Source organism: Candidatus Enterococcus myersii, assembly GCF_017316025.1.
In the GTDB taxonomy this organism is placed as follows: domain Bacteria; phylum Bacillota; class Bacilli; order Lactobacillales; family Enterococcaceae; genus Enterococcus_C; species Enterococcus_C montenegrensis.
The window spans coordinates 97865-117621 of the sequence record NZ_JAFLVT010000006.1; the positions used below are offsets into that span (position 1 = coordinate 97865).

Here is a 19757-nt window from a genome sequence, read left to right on the forward strand (position 1 = left end):
ATTTTTGTTCTGCCTTTTTTTTACGATAACTTTTCAATATATGGCAGTCTACCTTTCTTTTATAAAACGTTGTGCGCCGAATAAGTTAGGGGCAAAGTAGGATCTCACTAACGTTTGTCAGCCTTCCTCAGGTATAATTTATGTAGAGCTTATTTCTAGTTTATTATGTGAAAAGAGAATGAAGGTGACGATATGGACAGAAAATTGACGTTTTCTAAGCGTGAAGATTTTCGGCAGTGGTTGGTAGAAAATTGTGAAACAAGTGAGGGTGTTTGGCTACTATTTGGCAAAAAAGGAGGTCTTCAGACACTAAAAGCGGCAGAAGCTTTAAAAGAGGCACTTTGTTATGGCTGGATTGATGGGAAAATGCAAAAAATCAATGAAACAACCTACAAAAAATATTTTAGTCAACGTAGAAGAAACAGCAAATGGTCTGAAAAGAATAAAAAGTTGGTTCAAAGATTGGAAGAACGGGCATTGATGACAGACTTTGGACGCCAAAAAATTTCTGAAGCAAAAGAAAATGGGCAATGGGATCTTGAACAGACAACAGCGATAACAGCCGATCAGGTAGTAGAACTTACTGAAACTCTCGTTAAATATGAACCAGCCTATACAAATTTTTGTAAGATGTCGCCATCGGTAAAAAAAACTTACGCTCGTGCTTACTTTGATGCAAAAACAACAAAAGGACAACAAAGTCGCCTTACCTGGATGGTGAACCGACTAAATAAGAGTTTAAAGCCGATGTAACGGTTTGAAAAGAAAGGGGAAAAAATGAAACAGTTGCTGATTTTTGATTTTGCTATGGCGATTTTTGGTGCTGTTGGTGCCGTTGCCGCTTTAGTACCTGGTGGTGCAAAAAGTATGGGGGTAAGTACTGATTTATTGGTTCATGCTCCCTTTGATACTTTTTTGATTCCGGGAATTTTTTTGTTGCTCGTGATTTTTGGCGGGAATTTTATAAGTGGCGTTTTACTTAGTAAAAAACGGAATATAGGTGCTTATTTGTCCGCTTTTATGGGATTTATCACGAAAATTTGGATCATAGCGCAGTGGCTTTTAATGGCAGCGGTTTTCCCGATTCAGCTTATTTTTATGCTGATCAGCCTTTTGCAGTTTATACTCTCAGTTTGGTTGATTCAAAAGCACAAATTGCCATTCCCCTTTGCTGCGTATCAGCATTGAATCTTGTCTACAACAAGAAATCGACAGAAGGCTTGCTACGAAAAGAGAAAAGAAATTACTGGGAGGCGTTTTAGTTTGAATGAACAAATTTTGAACCAACCGTTAGAAGGGCTATGCGGACAAACATGTATTGCTTTATTGGCGGATACAACTGTTCAAGCGGTCGTAAGTAAAACCAAATGCGGTAAAAATAAAATGACTGGGCATAAATTATTTACAGCTCTAGATCAATATCATATTTCCCACGCCGAAAAAATGAAATACACCCGGGGAAAAACAGTAGTGTTGCCTAAACGTTGTTTACTTAGCGAGAAGGGACATTTCTTACTCTATGTGGATGGTTTGTTTTATGACAACATCAAAGGAGTTTTTTCCGAATATGATTATACAAAATTGACAGCTTATCTGGATTTAACGGTTTAAGCTATTAGTTGATTAAAGTTAAGAAGTTTATGCCAAAAATTTTGCCCTTAAATTTCGTAAGAAAAGCAAATTCACTATTTCACGTTTTCCTAATGTCGCTAAAATTGGGAATCACTACAGGAGAAAAATTTAAAAGCGTGAAACATAATTTTTCTGACGAAACAATTGTTTATTCAAAACGAGCCAAAATTTTACGGGCTGAAAAATGGGTGACGTTCCAAAGTTTTGCTCTTTATTTTTATCAGATTTACTAGGACCATTCTAGTTTAAATAGAAAATAAATAAGGAGTAGAAGTGTGTTAAAGTGCAGAATTTAAATTATTTTTTTTACTTAACACTCTTTAAAAATCCCACTATCAATAGGTTGCTACGAATAAGTTACAGTAAAATCATGAGAAGTTCTTTACTTGGAAAATTGATTCCGGTTACAGTGAAATTAGAAGGAGGGCACAGAGATGACGTCTGTTGGATCAAATATTAGGCACTACCGCCAGCTGCATCATTTGAGTCAAAATGATTTGGCAAATGAATTGCATATTAGCCGCCAAACAATTTCCAAGTGGGAACGCGGCGTCAGTCAACCAACGATTGAGTATTTGTTGGGACTGTCTGAATTCTTCCAAATTACAATTGATGAATTGATCAAAGCTGAGCCAGAATTAATCAAAGAGGAGGAAACACTCATGAAAAAAGCAGTATTTCTTGTTAGTAGCTATACCGCATCTGGTGATAGTCAATGGGGAAAAGAATCAAAAGATTATGGTACTAGAAACTTTCTTGCCAATCTTAGCCAAATGTATCCCATGTATGAATGGCGCGCAGCTAAACCAAGTGAACTGGCCGCTATTTTGGCAGAAGAAAAAATTGGCATGATCATGCTGGCACCGACCGTTACACCGAAAATAAAAGAAGTTGAAGCACAATATCCCGGGAAAATGAAGATTGTTGCTCCTGGGGAATACGCTAAAATTTCCATGAATTTCATTTTGGAAAGATAGTGTGATAGGTTGTGAATAAGGAGTTAAAAATGAATTATTTTGAGAAAAATAAACAAGCCTGGGAAGAGGCTTTTGAACACCGCCACAAAAATTGGGGCGACGATAATTATCGTCGTTTATTGACAGAAGAGTTGCCATTTTTTGATGAGAACGTCGTCAAGGAATTAAAAAAAATTGAGTTTAAAGAAAAAAATATTGCCCAATTTTGCTGTAATAATGGGCGGGAATTGCTGTCTTTAATGTCTTTGGGTGCAAAGTCTGGTGTTGGCTTTGATATTGCTGATAATATTTTAGCTCAGGCAAAAAACACGGCTGAAAAAGCGAATATTAAAAACTGTGAGTTTGTAACAGGGAATATTCTCGACATCTCACGTGCTTACCATGGACAATTTGATTTCATCTTTTTTACGATTGGGGCAATTACTTGGTTTGAAGATTTAGAAGTCCTTTTTAAGAAAGTCACAGCTTGTTTAAAAGCTGATGGTGTACTGCTTATCCACGATTTTCATCCCTTTATGAACATGCTTGTTTTGCCAGGAGAAGAAGATTTTAATGAGGAGATAAAGCAAGTGAGCTATTCTTACTTTAGAGCAGAACCTTGGATTGAGACTGAGGGCATGGGCTATATGTCAGAAAACTATTCCTCTAAAGAATTTATCAGTTTCTCTCATACCATGGCAGCAATTGTAACGAGCCTGGCAAAAAACAACTTGAAAATAACAAAATTAGAAGAATTTGATTACGATGTTGGCTTGACTGATGTCTATGATAAACAAGGTTTTCCTTTATCATTTTTAGTAACCGCCCAAAAAATTTCGTGAGATAGTTTATGAGTGATGGGACAATTCATTATTTTAAATAACGTTGTTTTTAAATTTGAAACAGGGTATGATACAGGCAGTCACGCATTAATCGCCAAAAAGAGGCGCAAATTAAAGTAAGTACCTTAAAATTGCGGTTAGTCAAATTTAAGGATCTACTTTAAAATGCGCCTCTTTAAATCGCAGAATTTACGCGATACATTCTTCGGCTTGAATTTTGCGGACTTTAATTTGTCCCATAAATTCACTAACTTTATTGGCGTCAATGAAACCAACTTCACCATGTTGGGCATTCGACATACCACAAGCCATTGAATATTTTAATATTTCTTCAGGGCAAAAACCGCTGACAACCCCATGCATGAAGCCACCTACACTGGCATCACCTGATCCGGTGGTATTACGTACGGGGATTTTGGGAATTTCAATATCATAAAGTTCGTCTTTCATCTTACATAAAGCACCCTGTGAACCACAAGAAATCATGACATAATCAATGCCTTCAAATAAAGGATTTTGTAATTCGTAGAAAGCTTCTTCTTTCGTGGTTAAAGAATTACCTAAAATTTCGGCCAACTCAGGAATGTTGGGCTTAATAAAAGAGGGCTTGTAACTATCAGAAGCCAGTAGATTATGCAGCTGTTTGCCGGAAACATCCATGAAAACAGGTAAAGTGGTACTGATTTCTGTGCGAATTTTTTTAAGCATGTCTAAGTAGATGTGTTCATTTTTTGAGTTGATCGACCCAGAGATACAAATCAATTGGACATCTTCACGGGCAACATAATCTTTTAATTTTTTGATTAATGCGAACGCTTGGTTATCGGTAATAAGAGGACCTTCTTCAACAATTTCAGTGTGGTTTCCCGCATCGTGCATGATAGAAATCGCGTGACGTGTTTGGCCGGTGGTTTCTTGCATGGCAATTTTGAAGAGCTCTTCTTTTTGTAAATATTTTGCCACCAGTTGGCCTTGATCACCAGCCAAAAAACCGGTTATTAAGACGTCGCTACCCGAAAGAGCTGCGGTACGGCCGGCGTTAATGCCTTTGCCGCCAACAGATTGGACGGGGGTAGCAAAACGATTTGTCGCACCTAAAGCAAAATGGGGAATTGTATAAGAATAGTCCAGTGATGGGTTCATGGTAATTGTAATAATCATTCAGGTTCCTCCTTAAGAATCTGGGTGTATTGACTATAATGGTGTACCCATTCATTGGTAATGTGATCATCGGTAATCAAATAGTCCATTTGATCCATATGTTGGAAAGTATAGACATCAGAAACCCCTAGTTTTGAACTATCCGCTACGACGCAAGAAATTTTCGCTTTGGCAATGGCCGCATTTTGGATATCTCCTTCTTCATACTGGGCCGTGGTAATGTTGTTTTCAAAAATGCCATTCGTTGCGATAAACGCATAGTCGATGTTGAGTGTTTCAAAAGAGCGCTTGGCAACTTCACCGATAAATTCCTCGGTCGTATTAATAAACTCGCCACCAGTCAATAAAATGCGGTAGTCGGTATTATCTTTCAAATAATTAAAGGAAATCAAACTATTGGTAATCACAAAAAGATTTTTGCGGGTAATTTCTGATAGTGCGTGAAAAATGGTTGTCCCAGCCCCAACAAAGATGATCGCATTATCATGAATAAGATTGTTCATTAATTTGCCAATGTATTTTTTTTGTTCAACATTTGTCGTGATTTTTTCATCAGTAGAAAGTTCTTTATTTAAGACATCTAATTTTTGAGCGCCGCCATAAAGTTTATTTAATTTCTTTTGTTTCGCTAATTCCGTGACGTCTCGGCGAATGGTCATTTCAGAAACGTCTAGTCGTGATGCGATGTCAGAAATACTTAAGTACGTATGTTGTTGGATTAGTTCCAAGATTTTTTGTTGTCGTTCTTGTTTAAGCATGAACAGGCCTCCAGAATATTTTGTTGGACATTGTTAAAGTTTGTTTCAAATCGATGTTCGACTTCATTGTAGCGGAATATGTAATTGTTTTCAAGTAATAGAAGGACAAAAAAATGTTCAACTTTGTTAAAGAAAGCGTTGACAGAGAAGTTAAATTCGATTATGATGAGAATGTAGAACAAAGTAGAACACAGAAACACAAAGTTTAACATTGTTCTTCACAGGTCGAGGAGGTGTCGGAATGGACTATAAATCGATGTTTAGTCCTAAGTTAATTGATTTGTCAGTCGTAGCTACAACAGAAGCAGACGTGTTTAAAATTGTAGCAGATAAGCTTTTAGAAGCAGGTATGGTGAATGAGGATTATTTTGCTGGTATTACAAAACGGGAAGAAAACTTTCCCACTGGGTTGGTCACCCAACATTTGAATATTGCATTGCCTCATGCAGATCCAGAATTTGTTAAAGAAGCTTTTGTTTTTATTTGTCGTTTGCAGTCTCCTGTAACATGCCGGCAAATGGGAGATAACCGAGAAATGGAAGTTGAGAATTTATTCTTTTTAGGAATTAAAGATGGAAAAAATCAGGTTGGTTTGTTACAAGTCTTTATGAATTTATTTATGGATGAAGAGTTTGTTCAGCAATTCTTGGCAATTGACTGTCAAGAGACAATGTATCAATTTTTCATTCAAAGTATTGAATCTTAGGAGGAAAAAACATGAAAAGAAAATTAATTGTAGCTTGCGGCAGCGGGGTTGCTACTAGTCAAACGATTGCGAGTAAAATTGCCAACAAATTTGAAGATGACGGAATTGATTTTCAAGTTGAAGCAGTGGATTATAAATCAATCGCAAATGAACTACCACAAGCGGGAATTTACGTGTATATCGCGCAACCAGATAGCGAAGTCTTGTCTAAAGCAGATGAACTAGGCGTGAAAGTTTTTCCTGGTATTCCATTTTTAACAGGCATGGGTGCTGACGAAATTTACGATCAAATTACAGCATTGGCGAAATAGGAGGAAAAAAGATGGAAATCTTTCAACGGGTTGTTCAAGCTATTTTAGATCTTGGCTCTGCAATTTTTGTTCCATTAATTATTTTATTATTGGGCCTTTTAGCGGGAATGAAGCTGAAAAAAGCCTTTATGTCAGCAATCACTTTGGGAATTGCCTTTACGGGCATGTCGATGGTCATCGGTTTTATGTCAAATGCAGTTAGTCCAGCGTCTGAAGCAATGGCAGAAAATACCGGCATTAATTTACCAGCTTTAGATATGGGCTGGACGGGTGCTGCCAGCATTACCTGGTCTTGGTCCTATGCCTTTGTCTTTTTCGCGGTGACAATCGGGGTCAATTTCTTAATGTTAGTTTTAAAATTAACCAAAACACTAAACGTTGATATGTGGAATGTTTGGGGAAAAGCCTTGACGGCGTATTTGGTTTACTTTGTTTCAGGTAGTTTAGTAGCTGGTTTTATTACAGCCATCATTCAGGTCATTTTAGAATTAAAATTAGGCGATATGTTCCAACGACATATTCAAGATTTAACTGGGATTCCTTTGGTAACAGTTACGCATTTTATGACTTCTTCTGCGATTGTCTTGTTACCTTTTAACATGTTGATGGACAAGATTCCTTTCTTTAACCGCAAAGCAGATGCCAATGCATTAAAAGCAAAATTGGGTATTTTCTCAGAGAACTCTGTCATGGGCTTCATTATTGGTTTAGCATTAGGTTTTGCCGCTTCTTATGGTGTTTCAGGTTCCTTGAATTTAGCGATTCAAGTAGCAACGGCCATGGCGTTATTTCCAATGATTTCTAAAATGTTCATGCAGGCGTTATCACCACTAGCAGACGCAATGTCAGAATTCATGAAAAATAAATTCAAGGATCGCGAAGTCTATATCGGATTAGATTGGCCAATTTTAGCGGGTCGTTCTGAAATTTGGGTAACGGCTATTTTACTCGTACCAGTATTTATCGGTTATGCAATGTTCTTACCAGGCAATACTGTATTGCCGCTAGCTGGTATTATCAACTACGCAATTGCTGTTGGCGGGTTACTTTTAACTGGCGGAAATTTAGCGCGGATGTTGGTTCTAGGTGTGATTACATTGCCAATTTATTTATATACTGCGACTTGGTTAGCACCGATTTTAAGTGGTTTAGCAGCTAAAACTGGTGCAGTTGAAGGTTTTAAAGAAGGTCAGTTAATCACGTGGTCTTCTATTGAAGGGGCAGAATTTAGAGTTTTATTTGCCGAAGCCTTTAATAAAAATATTTATGCGATTGCCGGTATCGTGATTTTCTTAGGACTATTCGTATTGTTGAATCGTTATATGAATCAAGCCAAAGTCCCAAGTCAACGCTATGAAGAAAAGAAAACAGAAAAACTAGCAACCAAAACGGCTTAAATGAGGGGGAGTCATAGTGAATAGCGAAAAATTTAAATGGTACAGTTTGTTAATGGTGGCAATTGGCCTTTTTGTAACGAATCTTTTTATGCAAAATCTCTTGATAAATGGGGTCATCATTATCTTAGCTGGGATTATTTATCACTATGGTAGCCCGATTTTATTCAAAGAATACAATGATAGACAAAAACAAAAATTGCAAGCTTCCCAAGAAATTAGAGCGGCTACTCGTGAAGTGCTGTCTTCGGGGAAATTGTTTAAAAAATAATGGGGGAATAAAATATGTCTGATGGACGCATGCTTTTTGAACGAGAACGACAAGATATGGCGGATATTGTTCGCCTCATCTTTACACGTAAACTAACCAACGTAGCGGGCGGAAATTTTTCTTTTCTAGCTGAAAAAGATGGGCAAAAATATATTATTATGACACCGACGATGATGTCAGAAGCTTACTTGGGTAATTTAACCGCTGCTCAAATTTTAGTAGTTGATCTCCAAACGCGAGAAATTGTCAGTGGGGTTGGCAGTTTAACACGAGAGATCAATATGCACCAAGCTGTCTATAAAACAAATGAAAAAATAAAAGCAGTTCTTCATGCCCACGCACCAAATGCTATGTTTTGGGCTACCAGCGGTTTGCCAATGCCAAACTTAACCGAAGCAACGCAAAAAGTTGGCCCGGTACCAGTTATGCATTTTGCACCAAACTGTTCCGAAGAATTAGCTGAGATCACCAGCACGTACATTCGAGAAAATGATTTGCCTGTTCCGCACATGTTATTGTTAGATAGTCATGGCGTATTGATTAATGCGACTGGAGATGATGGTTTGATGGCAATTCATAAAGCGCTATCGATTCTAGATACCGTAGAGTGGAACGCTGAGATTGCCTATAAACAAACAATTTTCCAAGCGTTAGGCATTATGGACAGCTACCATTCCAAAGGCGAAGATATCGCTGACGTTGCTGACTTAAAAGCAAAAGAAGCCATTTATAATCGCGCTAAAATTGCTGCTGGTGGCGATTAACATTAACAAAAATTAAAACCGCACTTCTCTTTAACGAGTTGTGCGGTTTATTTTGTTTTTAAACGCGTAGATGATAGTCCGCACTGGTTTGAAAATTGTCTAAATCCGACCCAGCATGAATTTTCACAGGGAAAAAGGGGGCGAAAAATTGTCAAAAAATACAATTCAGCGTAGGATAATCAAAAAAGGGGTGGGACAGTGGAACAAGTAAGTGATGCATTATTAATCATTGATTTACAAAATGGTGTTTGTCACCAAGAAAATACGAACATTCATCAGCTAGAAAAGTTGGTTGCAACAGTAAATAAGCGCATTGCTTTATACAATCAGGCCAAATTACCAATTATTTTTGTACAACACAATGACAACGAACTGCGCAAAAATTCTTTTGCTTGGGAAATCTTGCCAGCAATACAAACGGATAAGGGTGATTATTTTGTTAATAAAACCCATGCCAATTCTTTTTATCAGACCAATTTGCAGACAATACTTACTAAAAATAACGTTAACCAAATAGAAATTTGTGGTGCACAAACGGAGTATTGCATCGATGCAACAATCAAGTTTGCCCACGGACTAGGTTATGATTTGCGGATGCAAAAAAACATGTCTACCACCTATGACAATGAATTTATGACCGCGACACAGACAATCAAATTTTACGAGAAAATTTGGGATAGACGGTTTTTGACGTTTATTTGAGTTGGAGAAGGTTTTCGCCTCACTGGAATCAAATAGCGAAGAAATTACATTAAACCATAACGCGTGGAAAAATTCAGAACCACATCACATCATCATTTACAAAAGTAGTAAGTGGTGAAGTCGCTTGTGTTCGTTTTCCAATGCCATTAAAGAAAGAATATCGAAAAGTAAATTGGGCATTACTTGGCCATGGCAATTCGTTGGGAATTGGATAAAGCAAAACACGGTGATACATATCGTCAAGTTATGTTGAAATCAGCCAAACCAAATCCAATTGCTCGTGTTACCATTTCAATTATTAGGTGGTCAGCGCTAGGTGGCAGGTGCTTTTCGCTCTTTCTTGCATCCTTCTCTAGTAGCGTATATACTGTATCTACAGGATATACAAAATTAAAAAGGGGTGAAAACTATGGCGATAACAGAAAGGAAGCTTCGCAAAGTGGGGAACTCAACTGTTGTAACGCTGTCTAAAGATTTTTTAGATAGTATGGGTATGTCTGAATCTGATACTGTCATCATTGATGAAGAGAAACTAAAGGAAGCAATGGTGAAAAAAGTGGAAAAAGATGAAGATCAATTACTAGTGGAGATGTCTATGGCTAAAATGTCTAAGCAATATGAAGAAACGTTTAAAGCTTTGGTGACAAAATGAAGTATTTAACTGGCAAGCAGATTAGCATGATGAATGCTTTTCAAATAGCTGAATATTCTCCTGGCGAAACAGTTGGAATAAGAGATATTAACGCTATTGAAATGGCGGTCAATCAGCCAAAACAAGTCGTTTTCGGAAAAGAGTTATATTCGACGATTGAAGAAAAGGGTGCTATTCTTGCAATTAACATTATCAAAAAGCATCCGTTTCATAATGCAAACAAACGAACGGGGACTTTTGCATTGCTTGTTTTTTTAGATTTAAATGGCTACGATTTTGTTATGGATAAACAAGAGCTAACGAAGTTGGTCGTTCATATTGCTATTTACGAAGGAGAATTTGACGACCTAAAGACTGAAGTATCTAACATCATTAAAAGCGCACTGGTAAAACGTGCAGACTAATAACAATGTAAAATCTATCACTTGTGGATAGGTTTTTTTCTTATATTTGTTGATAGTCACTCTTTGTCGGTAACTATATTTCGCCTAAGAGTATTAGATTGTTACAGACACAGATAGGGAGGCTAACTTTCTATAGCTGTAATGAGGATTTAGGGTTTAGTTATTTTTATAGGAGATAAAATGAATGTGTAGCAAATAATTTCTCGTACGTGTATTCAGCCAGAATTTTTGGAATTTATCCAGCTTTAACCAAATTGCTAGATATGCTTAGTAAATATAGTATACCCTTCATTATTTGAATCTTGCGACAAAAAAATGTGGCGCATTTACGTGTGATACTCGGCGATAAAACTTGCGTGTTAGCTTTACTAGGTAATTATTCTGAAGGTGTCATTTCATAATGATAAATACCAACAATTGGATGTAGATATTCATTATCGCCAAAAATGTCAGCTATATTTTTTTCTGTTAAGTTGTTTAGTTTGGTAATGGATACATCTTCAGGTTCAAATTTATTTTCCCAAATTAACCAAAGCTCAAAAGACTGGATTAGGGTAAGCAGATATTCTGACAGGGAGGGATAAAAATTATCCCAATTGTAAATATCAATGTAATAAAGAAAGGGTGTCTTTGTATAGCGAGCAATGGTTTCAGGTTCCGTTTCAGCAATAATCTCAAAAGGTTGTTCATCGAATTTTTCTGGTAAAATCACAAACAGTTTTTCACTAGGATCACTATTGTTTTGGTCAATCCCCAGATTTTTAGTTAGATCTTCCAATAATTGGGGGGCATTTTTTTCCAAATCTGTTAATGAATTTAAATCAAGTGTGTCTGCATTTTTTGTATTGGCTAATCTCAGAGGTTGGTGAGTGGCTAAATAAAACCCTAGTGACATGAAGATGCCTCCTTGTTCGTTCATTCTTATTAGTTGAAGCGTAGCAAAAATCTACCTGAAAGACAAATAAGGAAGAATGTATGATATTCTACAGACACTAAAAATGAATTTGCCTATCCTGTTATTTTTATCCTTGAAATATTCCGACTTTTAAAAATTTTACAAAAAAATTGTTGACAATTGTAAAGAGGTTAAGTAAGCTAACAATCAATTAAAGAATTAATACGTTGAAGAGAAGAGTAGCTAAAAAGAGTGATCCAAGAGAGTCCGGTTGGTGGGAAAGGACATTGCGCGATTTAGTGAAGATGAGCTCTGAGTATTTCAAATGGTTTACGCTATTTGGACGGAAAAGCAATCGTTATCAATGCCGGGTATCAACAGGTACCGTTGAGATATTATTTGTGAGGATAATATGAATAAGGGTGGTAACGCGAAAAGTCTTCGTCCCTTTGTTTGTCATAGTTTGACAAACAAAGGGATGGAGATTTTTTTTTTTGCTTTTGATAAGAGCTCATCACGATTTAACGGAATTTTTTGAGGATTTATAGATTTAGATCAATTTGGAGGAGTTGGAAAAATGAAAGTGAAAAAGAGTATTTTGGTGGTAACAGGAATTTTGGCTGCAGTGACGTTAGCCGGGTGTAAAACTGGCGGGGCAGCTAAGGAGAGTGCCGGTTTAACAGCAAAACAAGCGATAAAACAAGAAATCAGTGTCAGTTTACCGGCGCCGTTAAGTACGTTAGATACAACGCAAACAACCGATAAAATCACATTTACTGTGGTACAGCATTTGTTTGAAGGGCTATATCGTTTTGATGATAAGAGTCAACCAGTGCCTGCTTTAGCAGAAAAAGTTGACATTAGCCCAGATGGAAAAACATATACCTTCACTTTAAGAGAAGACGCGAAGTGGAGTAATGGGGAAAAAGTAACCGCCAATGATTTTCTTTTTGCCTGGAAACGACTAGTAAATCCGAAAACAATGGGGCCAAATGCGTATTTACTGGATAATGTGGTGAACAGTCAAGCAATTCGTGAAGGTAAAAAAGCAATTGATGAAATTGGTTTAGCTGCACCGGATGAAAAGACTTTTGAAGTGAAACTAACACAAGCCCAACCGTCATTTTTATCTGTGGTTTCCATTGGTTGGTTGGCACCGCAAAATGAAAAATTTGTCACCGACAAAAAAGATGAGTATGGCCGCACCAGTGAGGATCTTTTGTATACGGGACCTTTTGCATTAAAAGATTGGAAACAGACCGGAGATGAGTGGACCTTGGTGAAAAATGATGATTATTACGATAAAAAAGCTGTCAAATTGTCAGAGGTGCACGGTTCTACGATCAAGGAAGAAAATACCGGGATTCAGTTAGTGGACAGTGGAGAATTGGATTTACAGCGCATTAGTGGTCAATATGTGGAACAATTCAAAAATGATCCACGGTTAGTGACAGAAAAAGATGTAGCCAATCAATTTTTAGATTTTAACAAAAAAGCCAACAAAGCCTTAGGAAATGTACATGTTCGCAAAGCGATCGCCCAAGCAATTAATAAAGAACAGCTGGCAAAAAATGTTTTAAATGATGGCGCCACCCCTTTAAATGGCTTGATTCCAACGGGGCTTTATAAAAATCCTCAAACAAAAGAAGATTTCCGCAAATTTAGCGGCGACTACAACACCTATGATGTAAAAGCAGCTAAAAGTGAATGGTCCAAAGCCAAAGCGGTCATTGGCGATAGCTTAACGTTGAAATTATTAGTAACCGATGATGATAACGGTGAAAAAGTTGGTGAGTATTTGCAAAGCCAGTTACAAGAAACATTGTCCGGCTTGAAAATTGTTATTAACAAACAACCAAAAGTGAATTTGAACCAATCCCGTACCGATGGAAATTACGAATTGTCGGTTTCTGGTTGGATCGCCGGTTCTAGTGAACTGGATTCCTATTTCAATTTATATAAGACGGGTTCTTCTTACAATTACGGCGGATATGCTAACAAAACCTACACAGATTTAGTCGAAAAAGCCCGCACTACCGATGCGAATGATCCTAACGCATTTTTTAAAGATTACCAAGAAGCAGAAAAAGTATTGCTCGCAGATGATGCAGCGCAAGTACCGCTATATCAAAGTGCTTCAAATTATTTAATCAATGAAAAAGTAAAAGGTATCGTTTTTCACGCCTATGGTGATTATTTCAATTTACGGACAGCATCTGTGAAGTAAGGAGAGAAAGTATGCGTCAATTATTGGAAGATTTTTTAAGTTATGTCAAAGTGAATACCCGCTCAGATGAAAAATCCACCTTTATTCCCACTACGCCAGGTCAAATTGATCTGGCGCTGCAATTAAAAGAGCAGCTGGAACAATTGGGATTAAGTAATGTTGCTTATTTTGAGAAAAATAGCTTTGTGATTGGGGCTTTAAAAGGAAATGCCGCAAAACCTGCAATTGGTTTTATTGCCCATGTGGATACGGCGGATTTTAATGCAGAAAATATTCAAGCGCAAGTTCATTACAATTACGATGGCAATGAGGTGGTTTTAAATGCAGCTCAAAATATTGTTTTGTCTCCTAGCCAGTTTCCCAATTTAAAAGACTATGTAGGCCAAACGCTAATTACGACAGACGGGACGACTCTTTTAGGTGCCGATGATAAAGCCGGGATTGCTGAAATTATGGCCGCGTTGCGAAACTTAAAAGAAGTTCCAAAAGAAAAGCGTGGGGATGTTTGGGTCGCTTTTGGGCCAGATGAAGAAATTGGTCGTGGGGCAGATAATTTTGAGGTTGCAGATTTTCCGGTGGATTTTGCCTACACAATTGACAGTGGTCGTGTTGGGCATTTTGAATATGAAACGTTTAATGCTGCCAAAATTGAGATCACAATTGAAGGGACCAGTGTCCATCCTGGTACGGCGTATGGGCAATTGGTGAACGCCATCAAGATTGGGGAGACCATTGACAGTCGCCTCCCTCAAGCAGAAGTACCGGAATTAACGCAAGATTATGAAGGTTTTTATTTATTGAATAAATTTAGCGGGGATATTTCTTTAGCGCAGTTGGATTACATTATCCGGGATCATGATCAAGCCAAATTTATAGCCAGAAAAAACCAAATCGTAGCGATTATTGACGCCTTGAATGCCACCTTCACCTATCCGCGCATTACGTATCGCCTGTTTGATCAATATTACAATATGAAAGAAATCGTAGATAAAGAACCCCGGGCGGTAGACTATGCACTTTTAGCGCTGAAAAATTTAGGGATAAAACCGATTGTCACCCCATTTCGTGGTGGTACTGACGGATCGAAAATTTCGTATAAAGGAATTGCTACCCCGAATTTATTTACCGGAGGCGAAAACTTTCACGGACCATATGAATTTATCACCCTTGAAGCAATGGAAAAAGCCCGCGATACCATCGTTGAAATCGTTAAAGTAGCCGGTGAGGCAAAATAATTTAGTTATTTTTGACAGTTTTTGTTGGTTTTTGAATTTGTCAAAATATTTCACAAATAATTATTTTACTGAATTATTTTGAAGAATTATTTCCGCTTTTGGAATAGGAAAACCTGTTTTTATAATACTTTTCAAGAATTTGATTGTAAGTAATTTTCTTCACGTAAATTTCACGTCTTGTTTTTTGAATTATCAGAAAATTTATATATATTTGTTTTTTAATGAATAAAGTATTGCTTTTTTAATAATTATTGATTAAAATTTTCGTTAACTTCAGAAAATGTTTAATATTCTGAAAATTCAATACAAGACAAGGGGTAAAGGGAATGAAAATGAAGAAGACATCATTATTTGGCGTTATTGCTGTCTGCGGTGTTGTGTTATCAGCATGTGGCAGCGGTAGTGGCACAACAGATGGCAGCAGTGCTGCAGGCGGTTCTGGTAAAGAAGCGGACAAACAAGAATTTAGAGTTTCTGTCTTACAAGAAATGCCGAGTGCTGATTTATCACTTGCGACAGATACCATTAGTTTCACTGCGTTAAACAATGTCTACGAAGGAATTTATCGTTTGGACAAAGATAGCAAGCCAGTGCCAGCTGGTGCCGCTGAAGAAGCCAAAGTTAGTGAAGACGGTTTGAAATATACGATTAAATTAAGAGAAGATGCCAAATGGTCTGACGGAACACCCGTTAAGGCTTCTGATTATGTCTTTGCATGGCAACGAACAGTCGATGCCAAAACCGCATCTGAATATGCTTATTTATATGAACCCGTTGTAAATGCAGCCGATATTACTGCCGGCAAAAAAGATAAATCTGAGTTAGGCATTAAGGCTGTCAACGACTACGAATTGGAAATTACGTTAACCCGTCCAACGCCTTATATGGATTATTTATTCGCATTCCCTTCATTTTTCCCACAACCACAAAAAGTTGTTGAAAAAAATGGCGACAAATTTGCTACAAAATCAGAAAATTCTGTTTACAACGGTCCATTTGTTTTAGCCGGATTTGACGGTCCTGGTACTGATACAGAGTGGGAATACAAGAAAAACGATACTTACTGGGATAAAGATACAGTAAAATTAGACGCTGTCAAAGTCAGCGTAGTGAAAGAATCCTCCACGGGGTTGAACTTATTTAATGACGGACAAACAGACGATGCAATTTTAACCGGTGAATTGGCACAACAAAATGCCAATCAAGAAGCTTTCCAATCGGTTAAAGAAGCCCGCACTTCTTATCTAGAATTAAATCAACGAAAAGAAGATTCACCATTTATGAATGAAGATTTGCGTTTGGCAATCTCTTACGCAATTGACCGCAATGCAATCGTTAATTCTGTTTTAGGCGATGGCTCGGTTGCTTCTACTGGTTTGATTCCATCGGATATGTCTAAAAATCCAGAAACCAACGAAGATTTCACCAAAGAGGCGGGCGATTTGGTCAGCTTTGATGCGAAAAAGGCAAAAGACCACTGGGAAAAGGCTAAAAAAGCTTTAGGAAAAGATAGCTTTACCTTTGATATTGTCGCTTCTGACGATGACGGAACTAAAAAAGTTTTAGAATATTTGCAAAGCACACTCGAAGAAACATTGTCTGGTATCAAAATTAAACCAACGCCAGTACCATTTTCTGTTCGGTTAGATCGTTCAAATAACGGTGAATTCGACATGGTATTAGGTGGTTGGGGTGCTGACTACTCAGACCCATCAAGCTTTACAGATTTATTTGTTACAGGGAATTCATATAACCGTGGGCAATGGTCAAATGAAGAATACGATAAAGTTGTGAAAGAATCTAATACGACCAATGCAGGTGATCCGATGAAACGTTGGGTGAATTTGCAAGAAGCAGATAAAATTATCAGCTCAACTGCTGGAGTTATCGGCGTTTTCCAAAAAGCAGAAGGTCATATGATTAATCCGAAAGTAAAAGGTATCGTTCATCACGCTGCCGGCGCTTCATGGGATTACAAATGGACTTATGTAACCGAATAATAAGTAACACTTAAGTTGCTACTCAAAACGTCATTTAAATAGTAAAAAGAGGCTGGCACTGCCAGCCTCTTGCAACTATTTTTGCTATTGGTGTAGTCATGCTTTAGAAATTAATAATTATTAAATGCTGCCAATGGCATAAAAAATGAGCGAGCAGACCAAGATGATACCGGCAATTTTTAGCCAAAAAAGATACACACCCTGGCCAACTTGTGATAAAGGCGTATAGTTAGCTTTTTTCTTTTGCTTTCTTCCTACAGCTTCATGCATGGATCGTTGAAAAGTATCGAAGAAGCCAGAGGAAAAAACCCATAACAAAATGCCAATAATCAAAAAAGGCAGTCCCAACATAAACAGAGTGTCTGATAACATGATCAGACTTAAATTTTTTTTGATCAGACCCCAGATAATAGCGATAACGAAGATAATGACGGCAATAAACGCGGGAGGATATTTTTTCATAATGGTCTCCTTGTTGGTTTTTGTAGCTTTTATACAGGGCAAGTTTTTTAGCTAAAGACTAGCGCTAACCAAGTTTCAAAAGCTTTTCCAATGTCTAGCTTTTTAAACTGGCACTCTAAGAAATAAGACAAAATTTTCAAAAATTTGAAGAACAATTTATCAAATTTTTGTCTTATTGCTTGAGCGCTAACCAAGTTTCAAAAGCTTTTCTTTTACTTTATCGAATCCATTTGGCAAAGTCAAAAGAGTTTTTTTTTAGCACCATTTACTTCTTAAGGTAGGGAACTTGTTTTAAAAAACAGAAGATTTCCCACCTGCAAAAAATTTTCACTTCATGTGCAGTTGATGCATTTTTTGTTCTTGTTGCATATTCTCAATTTTATTTAGGAGGAGAAATAATTTGAATGACTTTCTCAAATATTTTCTAAAACGGCTATTTTTTATGCTGGTAACCTTGTGGCTGATTGCTACGATTACATTCTTTTTATCAAAAATGTTACCAGGAACGCCTTATACCAATGCAGAACGTTTAAGCCCAGACCAAATTGCGTTGTTAAATAAGCAAATGGGTTTGGATAAGCCGGTTATCGTGCAATATGGAACGTATCTGAAAAACTTACTTCAAGGTGATTTCGGAATTTCCTTCCAGTTTAAAAACCAACCAGTTGCAGCCTTATTGGCTGGTCGCGTGGGACCTTCCTTACAATTAGGGATGCAGGCGATTTTACTAGGGACTTTCGTAGGGATTATTTTAGGGACGATTTCAGCCATGAAACAAAATACATGGGTGGATACGTTAGCGACTTTAATTGCGATTTTGGGTCGTTCGATTCCAAACTTTGTCTTCGCCGTTTTACTGCAATATGTTTTTGCGATTAAATTGCACATTTTGCCGATTGCTAAGTGGGAAGGTTTTGCCTATACGATTTTACCAACGATTGCGCTGGCAATGTCGCCTTTAGCCGATTCGGCACGTTTTATTCGAACAGAAATGGTGGAAGTTATGCACAGTGATTACGTGGAACTAGCTCGAGCTAAAGGATTAAGCCGTTGGGAAATCGCCTTTAAACACGGCTTGCGTAATAGCTTGATTCCCTTGATGACATTACTCGGACCTTTAGCAGTTGCTTTAATGACTGGTTCTTTAGTAGTAGAAAATATTTTTGCGATCCCTGGTATTGGGGAGCAATTTGTAAAATCAATTACCACCAACGACTATCCAACCATTATGGCGGTAACCGTCTTGTACTCGGCAATGTTGATTATTGTTATTTTAGTGGTTGACTTATTATACGGCATCGTTGATCCACGAATCCGCGTGTCAGGAGGGAGCAAAGGCTAATGGAAAATGCAAAACCAAAATATGATACTATTGCCAAAATCCCAGCGTCAGAATTTGAGCTGTACCACGGTAGTACCATTAAAGAACGGGAAATGATTGCTGCTCCGTCTTTGACTTTCTTACAAGATTCTTGGCGGCGCCTTCGAAAAAATAAAGCAGCGGTCGTATGTATGGCGATACTACTCGTAATTATTGTGATTTCGATTATTTCAATTTTCTTTTCACCCCATAATCCCACGAAGCAAAATGTTGCCTATATGAATTTGCCACCACGAATTCCTGGGATTGATATTAATGGCTTAAACGGAAAAGCAATGGTTGGCGGACAATTAGTCGATAAATATGCTGCAGCGAATGTACCGGATAATTTGAATTATTATTTTGGGACTGACGGATTGGGCCGTGATGTTTTGAGCCGTCTTTTGATGGGAACGCGGGTCTCTTTATTGATCGCCTTTATTGCGGCGATGTTCGACATTATTTTTGGTGTTACTTACGGATTAATCTCTGGTTTAAAAGGCGGTACAGTGGATACGTTAATGCAACGTATTTTGGAAATTCTTTCTGGTATTCCAAACTTAGTTGTGATGATTTTAATGTTGGTCGTTTTTGAACCGGGTATTCCATCGATTATTGCTGCCATGGCCATCACTAACTGGATTCCAATGGCGCGGATCGTTCGGGCACAGACGCTGAAATTAAAAGACCAAGAATTTGTGTTGGCTGCCCAAACTTTAGGGGAAAGTAATTTCAAAATAGCCTTTAAACATATTTTGCCCAACATCTCCAGCGTGATTATTGTCCAGATGATGTTCAGTATTCCAACGGCGATTTTCTTTGAAGCCTTCTTGAGTTTTATCGGTTTAGGTTTAACACCGCCGAATGCTTCACTGGGTACAATGTTAAGTGACGGGTATAAAACCTTCCAATATCTGCCTTACCTATTGTGGGTACCAGCAATTACGTTATCTGTCATTATGATTGCCTTCAACTTACTAGCTGATGGTCTTCGTGATGCCTTTGATCCGAAAATGAAAGAGTGA

At 37.6% G+C, this 19757-nt stretch carries 23 protein-coding genes and 1 other annotated feature; of the genes, 18 read left to right on the plus strand and 5 right to left on the minus strand.

Going from position 1 to position 19757, the window contains the following annotated elements:
* The first annotated feature begins 192 nt into the window (after window positions 1–192).
* The 5 genes from JZO76_RS04365 to JZO76_RS04385 all read left to right on the plus strand — a co-directional run bounded on the left by JZO76_RS04365 (window position 193) and on the right by JZO76_RS04385 (window position 3430).
* A complete protein-coding gene (locus JZO76_RS04365) occupies window positions 193–753 on the plus strand; it encodes a YdeI/OmpD-associated family protein (protein ID WP_206902958.1) in 561 nt (186 codons plus the stop codon).
* A gap of 24 nt (window positions 754–777) precedes the next feature.
* The gene (locus JZO76_RS04370; protein WP_206902959.1) at window positions 778–1188 is read left to right on the plus strand and encodes a hypothetical protein; all 411 of its coding nucleotides are present in this window, start codon (window positions 778–780) and stop codon (window positions 1186–1188) included.
* Between the two features lie 75 nt (window positions 1189–1263).
* Window positions 1264–1611, plus strand: a complete 348-nt coding sequence (locus tag JZO76_RS04375; protein ID WP_206902960.1) for a hypothetical protein — start codon at window positions 1264–1266, stop codon at window positions 1609–1611.
* Between the two features lie 455 nt (window positions 1612–2066).
* Complete coding sequence (locus tag JZO76_RS04380) at window positions 2067–2609, plus strand: helix-turn-helix domain-containing protein (protein ID WP_206902961.1); 543 nt, start codon at window positions 2067–2069, stop codon at window positions 2607–2609.
* Window positions 2610–2638: 29 nt separating this feature from the next.
* Window positions 2639–3430: a class I SAM-dependent methyltransferase gene (locus JZO76_RS04385; protein WP_206902962.1), complete on the plus strand. Its 792-nt coding sequence runs from the start codon at window positions 2639–2641 to the stop codon at window positions 3428–3430.
* 189 nt (window positions 3431–3619) lie between these two features.
* Here the strand turns inward: JZO76_RS04385 and JZO76_RS04390 are convergent, their stop codons facing one another.
* Window positions 3620–4591 carry a 1-phosphofructokinase family hexose kinase gene (locus JZO76_RS04390; RefSeq protein WP_206902963.1) on the minus strand — a complete coding sequence of 324 codons (972 nt, stop codon included), beginning with the start codon at window positions 4589–4591 and terminating at the stop codon, window positions 3620–3622.
* The gene (locus JZO76_RS04395; RefSeq protein WP_206902964.1) at window positions 4588–5349 is read right to left on the minus strand and encodes a DeoR/GlpR family DNA-binding transcription regulator; all 762 of its coding nucleotides are present in this window, start codon (window positions 5347–5349) and stop codon (window positions 4588–4590) included. Before JZO76_RS04395 ends, JZO76_RS04390 begins: the two co-directional genes overlap by 4 nt.
* A gap of 241 nt (window positions 5350–5590) precedes the next feature.
* Between JZO76_RS04395 and JZO76_RS04400 the strand changes: the two genes are divergently transcribed.
* The 6 genes from JZO76_RS04400 (at window position 5591) to JZO76_RS04425 (ending at window position 9497) form a co-directional block, all read left to right on the plus strand.
* The gene (locus JZO76_RS04400) at window positions 5591–6055 is read left to right on the plus strand and encodes a PTS sugar transporter subunit IIA (protein WP_206902965.1); all 465 of its coding nucleotides are present in this window, start codon (window positions 5591–5593) and stop codon (window positions 6053–6055) included.
* Between the two features lie 11 nt (window positions 6056–6066).
* Window positions 6067–6366 carry a PTS sugar transporter subunit IIB gene (locus JZO76_RS04405; protein ID WP_206902966.1) on the plus strand — a complete coding sequence of 100 codons (300 nt, stop codon included), beginning with the start codon at window positions 6067–6069 and terminating at the stop codon, window positions 6364–6366.
* Window positions 6367–6377: 11 nt separating this feature from the next.
* Window positions 6378–7763: a PTS galactitol transporter subunit IIC gene (locus JZO76_RS04410; protein WP_206902967.1), complete on the plus strand. Its 1386-nt coding sequence runs from the start codon at window positions 6378–6380 to the stop codon at window positions 7761–7763.
* Between the two features lie 16 nt (window positions 7764–7779).
* Complete coding sequence (locus tag JZO76_RS04415; RefSeq protein WP_242595776.1) at window positions 7780–8031, plus strand: hypothetical protein; 252 nt, start codon at window positions 7780–7782, stop codon at window positions 8029–8031.
* Window positions 8032–8045: 14 nt separating this feature from the next.
* Window positions 8046–8795, plus strand: a complete 750-nt coding sequence (locus JZO76_RS04420; RefSeq protein WP_206902968.1) for a class II aldolase/adducin family protein — start codon at window positions 8046–8048, stop codon at window positions 8793–8795.
* A 198-nt stretch (window positions 8796–8993) separates the two neighbouring features.
* The gene (locus tag JZO76_RS04425; RefSeq protein ID WP_206902969.1) at window positions 8994–9497 is read left to right on the plus strand and encodes a cysteine hydrolase family protein; all 504 of its coding nucleotides are present in this window, start codon (window positions 8994–8996) and stop codon (window positions 9495–9497) included.
* Between the two features lie 73 nt (window positions 9498–9570).
* On the opposite strand, the gene JZO76_RS04430 is transcribed toward JZO76_RS04425, so the two are convergent.
* Window positions 9571–9732: a hypothetical protein gene (locus JZO76_RS04430; protein ID WP_206902970.1), complete on the minus strand. Its 162-nt coding sequence runs from the start codon at window positions 9730–9732 to the stop codon at window positions 9571–9573.
* Window positions 9733–9906: 174 nt separating this feature from the next.
* On the opposite strand from JZO76_RS04430, the gene JZO76_RS04435 reads away from it, so the two are divergent.
* Window positions 9907–10149, plus strand: a complete 243-nt coding sequence (locus tag JZO76_RS04435; RefSeq protein WP_206902971.1) for an addiction module antitoxin — start codon at window positions 9907–9909, stop codon at window positions 10147–10149.
* Window positions 10146–10553, plus strand: coding sequence for a type II toxin-antitoxin system death-on-curing family toxin (locus JZO76_RS04440; protein WP_206902972.1), 408 nt, complete (start codon window positions 10146–10148; stop codon window positions 10551–10553). The genes JZO76_RS04435 and JZO76_RS04440 overlap by 4 nt, the downstream gene beginning before the upstream one ends.
* A 376-nt stretch (window positions 10554–10929) precedes the next feature.
* On the opposite strand, the gene JZO76_RS04445 is transcribed toward JZO76_RS04440, so the two are convergent.
* On the minus strand, window positions 10930–11448 hold the full coding sequence (locus JZO76_RS04445) for a hypothetical protein (RefSeq protein ID WP_206902973.1): 519 nt from the start codon (window positions 11446–11448) through the stop codon (window positions 10930–10932).
* Window positions 11449–11666: 218 nt separating this feature from the next.
* Window positions 11667–11900 (plus strand) — a binding site (T-box leader).
* A gap of 125 nt (window positions 11901–12025) precedes the next feature.
* Between JZO76_RS04445 and JZO76_RS04450 the strand changes: the two genes are divergently transcribed.
* From JZO76_RS04450 to JZO76_RS04460, 3 genes are all read left to right on the plus strand, one after another.
* The gene (locus JZO76_RS04450) at window positions 12026–13675 is read left to right on the plus strand and encodes a peptide ABC transporter substrate-binding protein (protein ID WP_206902974.1); all 1650 of its coding nucleotides are present in this window, start codon (window positions 12026–12028) and stop codon (window positions 13673–13675) included.
* Between the two features lie 11 nt (window positions 13676–13686).
* Window positions 13687–14910, plus strand: a complete 1224-nt coding sequence (gene pepT / locus JZO76_RS04455; protein ID WP_206902975.1) for a peptidase T — start codon at window positions 13687–13689, stop codon at window positions 14908–14910.
* Window positions 14911–15242: 332 nt separating this feature from the next.
* On the plus strand, window positions 15243–16910 hold the full coding sequence (locus JZO76_RS04460) for a peptide ABC transporter substrate-binding protein (protein WP_206903066.1): 1668 nt from the start codon (window positions 15243–15245) through the stop codon (window positions 16908–16910).
* Window positions 16911–17030: 120 nt separating this feature from the next.
* On the opposite strand, the gene JZO76_RS04465 is transcribed toward JZO76_RS04460, so the two are convergent.
* Window positions 17031–17372 (minus strand): DUF3899 domain-containing protein, encoded by a 342-nt coding sequence (locus tag JZO76_RS04465; RefSeq protein WP_206902976.1) that lies wholly within the window; start codon window positions 17370–17372, stop codon window positions 17031–17033.
* 400 nt (window positions 17373–17772) lie between these two features.
* Here JZO76_RS04465 and opp3b point away from each other — a divergent pair, with 400 nt between their 5' ends.
* The gene (opp3b, locus tag JZO76_RS04470; RefSeq protein ID WP_206902977.1) at window positions 17773–18714 is read left to right on the plus strand and encodes an oligopeptide ABC transporter permease; all 942 of its coding nucleotides are present in this window, start codon (window positions 17773–17775) and stop codon (window positions 18712–18714) included.
* Window positions 18714–19757 carry an ABC transporter permease gene (locus JZO76_RS04475; RefSeq protein WP_206902978.1) on the plus strand — a complete coding sequence of 348 codons (1044 nt, stop codon included), beginning with the start codon at window positions 18714–18716 and terminating at the stop codon, window positions 19755–19757. The genes opp3b and JZO76_RS04475 overlap by 1 nt, the downstream gene beginning before the upstream one ends.

What these genes read in the sequence shown, in the direction of transcription:
- JZO76_RS04365 (WP_206902958.1), top strand. Translation starts at nt 193, where the DNA reads ATGGACAGAAAATTGACGTTTTCTAAGCGTGAAGATTTTCGGCAGTGG.
- JZO76_RS04370 (WP_206902959.1), top strand. Translation starts at nt 778, where the DNA reads ATGAAACAGTTGCTGATTTTTGATTTTGCTATGGCGATTTTTGGTGCT.
- JZO76_RS04380 (WP_206902961.1), top strand. Translation starts at nt 2,067, where the DNA reads ATGACGTCTGTTGGATCAAATATTAGGCACTACCGCCAGCTGCATCAT.
- JZO76_RS04385 (WP_206902962.1), top strand. Translation starts at nt 2,639, where the DNA reads ATGAATTATTTTGAGAAAAATAAACAAGCCTGGGAAGAGGCTTTTGAA.
- JZO76_RS04390 (WP_206902963.1), bottom strand. Translation starts at nt 4,591, where the DNA reads ATGATTATTACAATTACCATGAACCCATCACTGGACTATTCTTATACA.
- JZO76_RS04395 (WP_206902964.1), bottom strand. Translation starts at nt 5,349, where the DNA reads ATGCTTAAACAAGAACGACAACAAAAAATCTTGGAACTAATCCAACAA.
- JZO76_RS04400 (WP_206902965.1), top strand. Translation starts at nt 5,591, where the DNA reads ATGGACTATAAATCGATGTTTAGTCCTAAGTTAATTGATTTGTCAGTC.
- JZO76_RS04405 (WP_206902966.1), top strand. Translation starts at nt 6,067, where the DNA reads ATGAAAAGAAAATTAATTGTAGCTTGCGGCAGCGGGGTTGCTACTAGT.
- JZO76_RS04410 (WP_206902967.1), top strand. Translation starts at nt 6,378, where the DNA reads ATGGAAATCTTTCAACGGGTTGTTCAAGCTATTTTAGATCTTGGCTCT.
- JZO76_RS04420 (WP_206902968.1), top strand. Translation starts at nt 8,046, where the DNA reads ATGTCTGATGGACGCATGCTTTTTGAACGAGAACGACAAGATATGGCG.
- JZO76_RS04430 (WP_206902970.1), bottom strand. Translation starts at nt 9,732, where the DNA reads ATGTATCACCGTGTTTTGCTTTATCCAATTCCCAACGAATTGCCATGG.
- JZO76_RS04435 (WP_206902971.1), top strand. Translation starts at nt 9,907, where the DNA reads ATGGCGATAACAGAAAGGAAGCTTCGCAAAGTGGGGAACTCAACTGTT.
- JZO76_RS04440 (WP_206902972.1), top strand. Translation starts at nt 10,146, where the DNA reads ATGAAGTATTTAACTGGCAAGCAGATTAGCATGATGAATGCTTTTCAA.
- JZO76_RS04445 (WP_206902973.1), bottom strand. Translation starts at nt 11,448, where the DNA reads ATGTCACTAGGGTTTTATTTAGCCACTCACCAACCTCTGAGATTAGCC.
- JZO76_RS04450 (WP_206902974.1), top strand. Translation starts at nt 12,026, where the DNA reads ATGAAAGTGAAAAAGAGTATTTTGGTGGTAACAGGAATTTTGGCTGCA.
- pepT (WP_206902975.1), top strand. Translation starts at nt 13,687, where the DNA reads ATGCGTCAATTATTGGAAGATTTTTTAAGTTATGTCAAAGTGAATACC.
- JZO76_RS04460 (WP_206903066.1), top strand. Translation starts at nt 15,243, where the DNA reads ATGAAGAAGACATCATTATTTGGCGTTATTGCTGTCTGCGGTGTTGTG.
- JZO76_RS04465 (WP_206902976.1), bottom strand. Translation starts at nt 17,372, where the DNA reads ATGAAAAAATATCCTCCCGCGTTTATTGCCGTCATTATCTTCGTTATC.
- JZO76_RS04475 (WP_206902978.1), top strand. Translation starts at nt 18,714, where the DNA reads ATGGAAAATGCAAAACCAAAATATGATACTATTGCCAAAATCCCAGCG.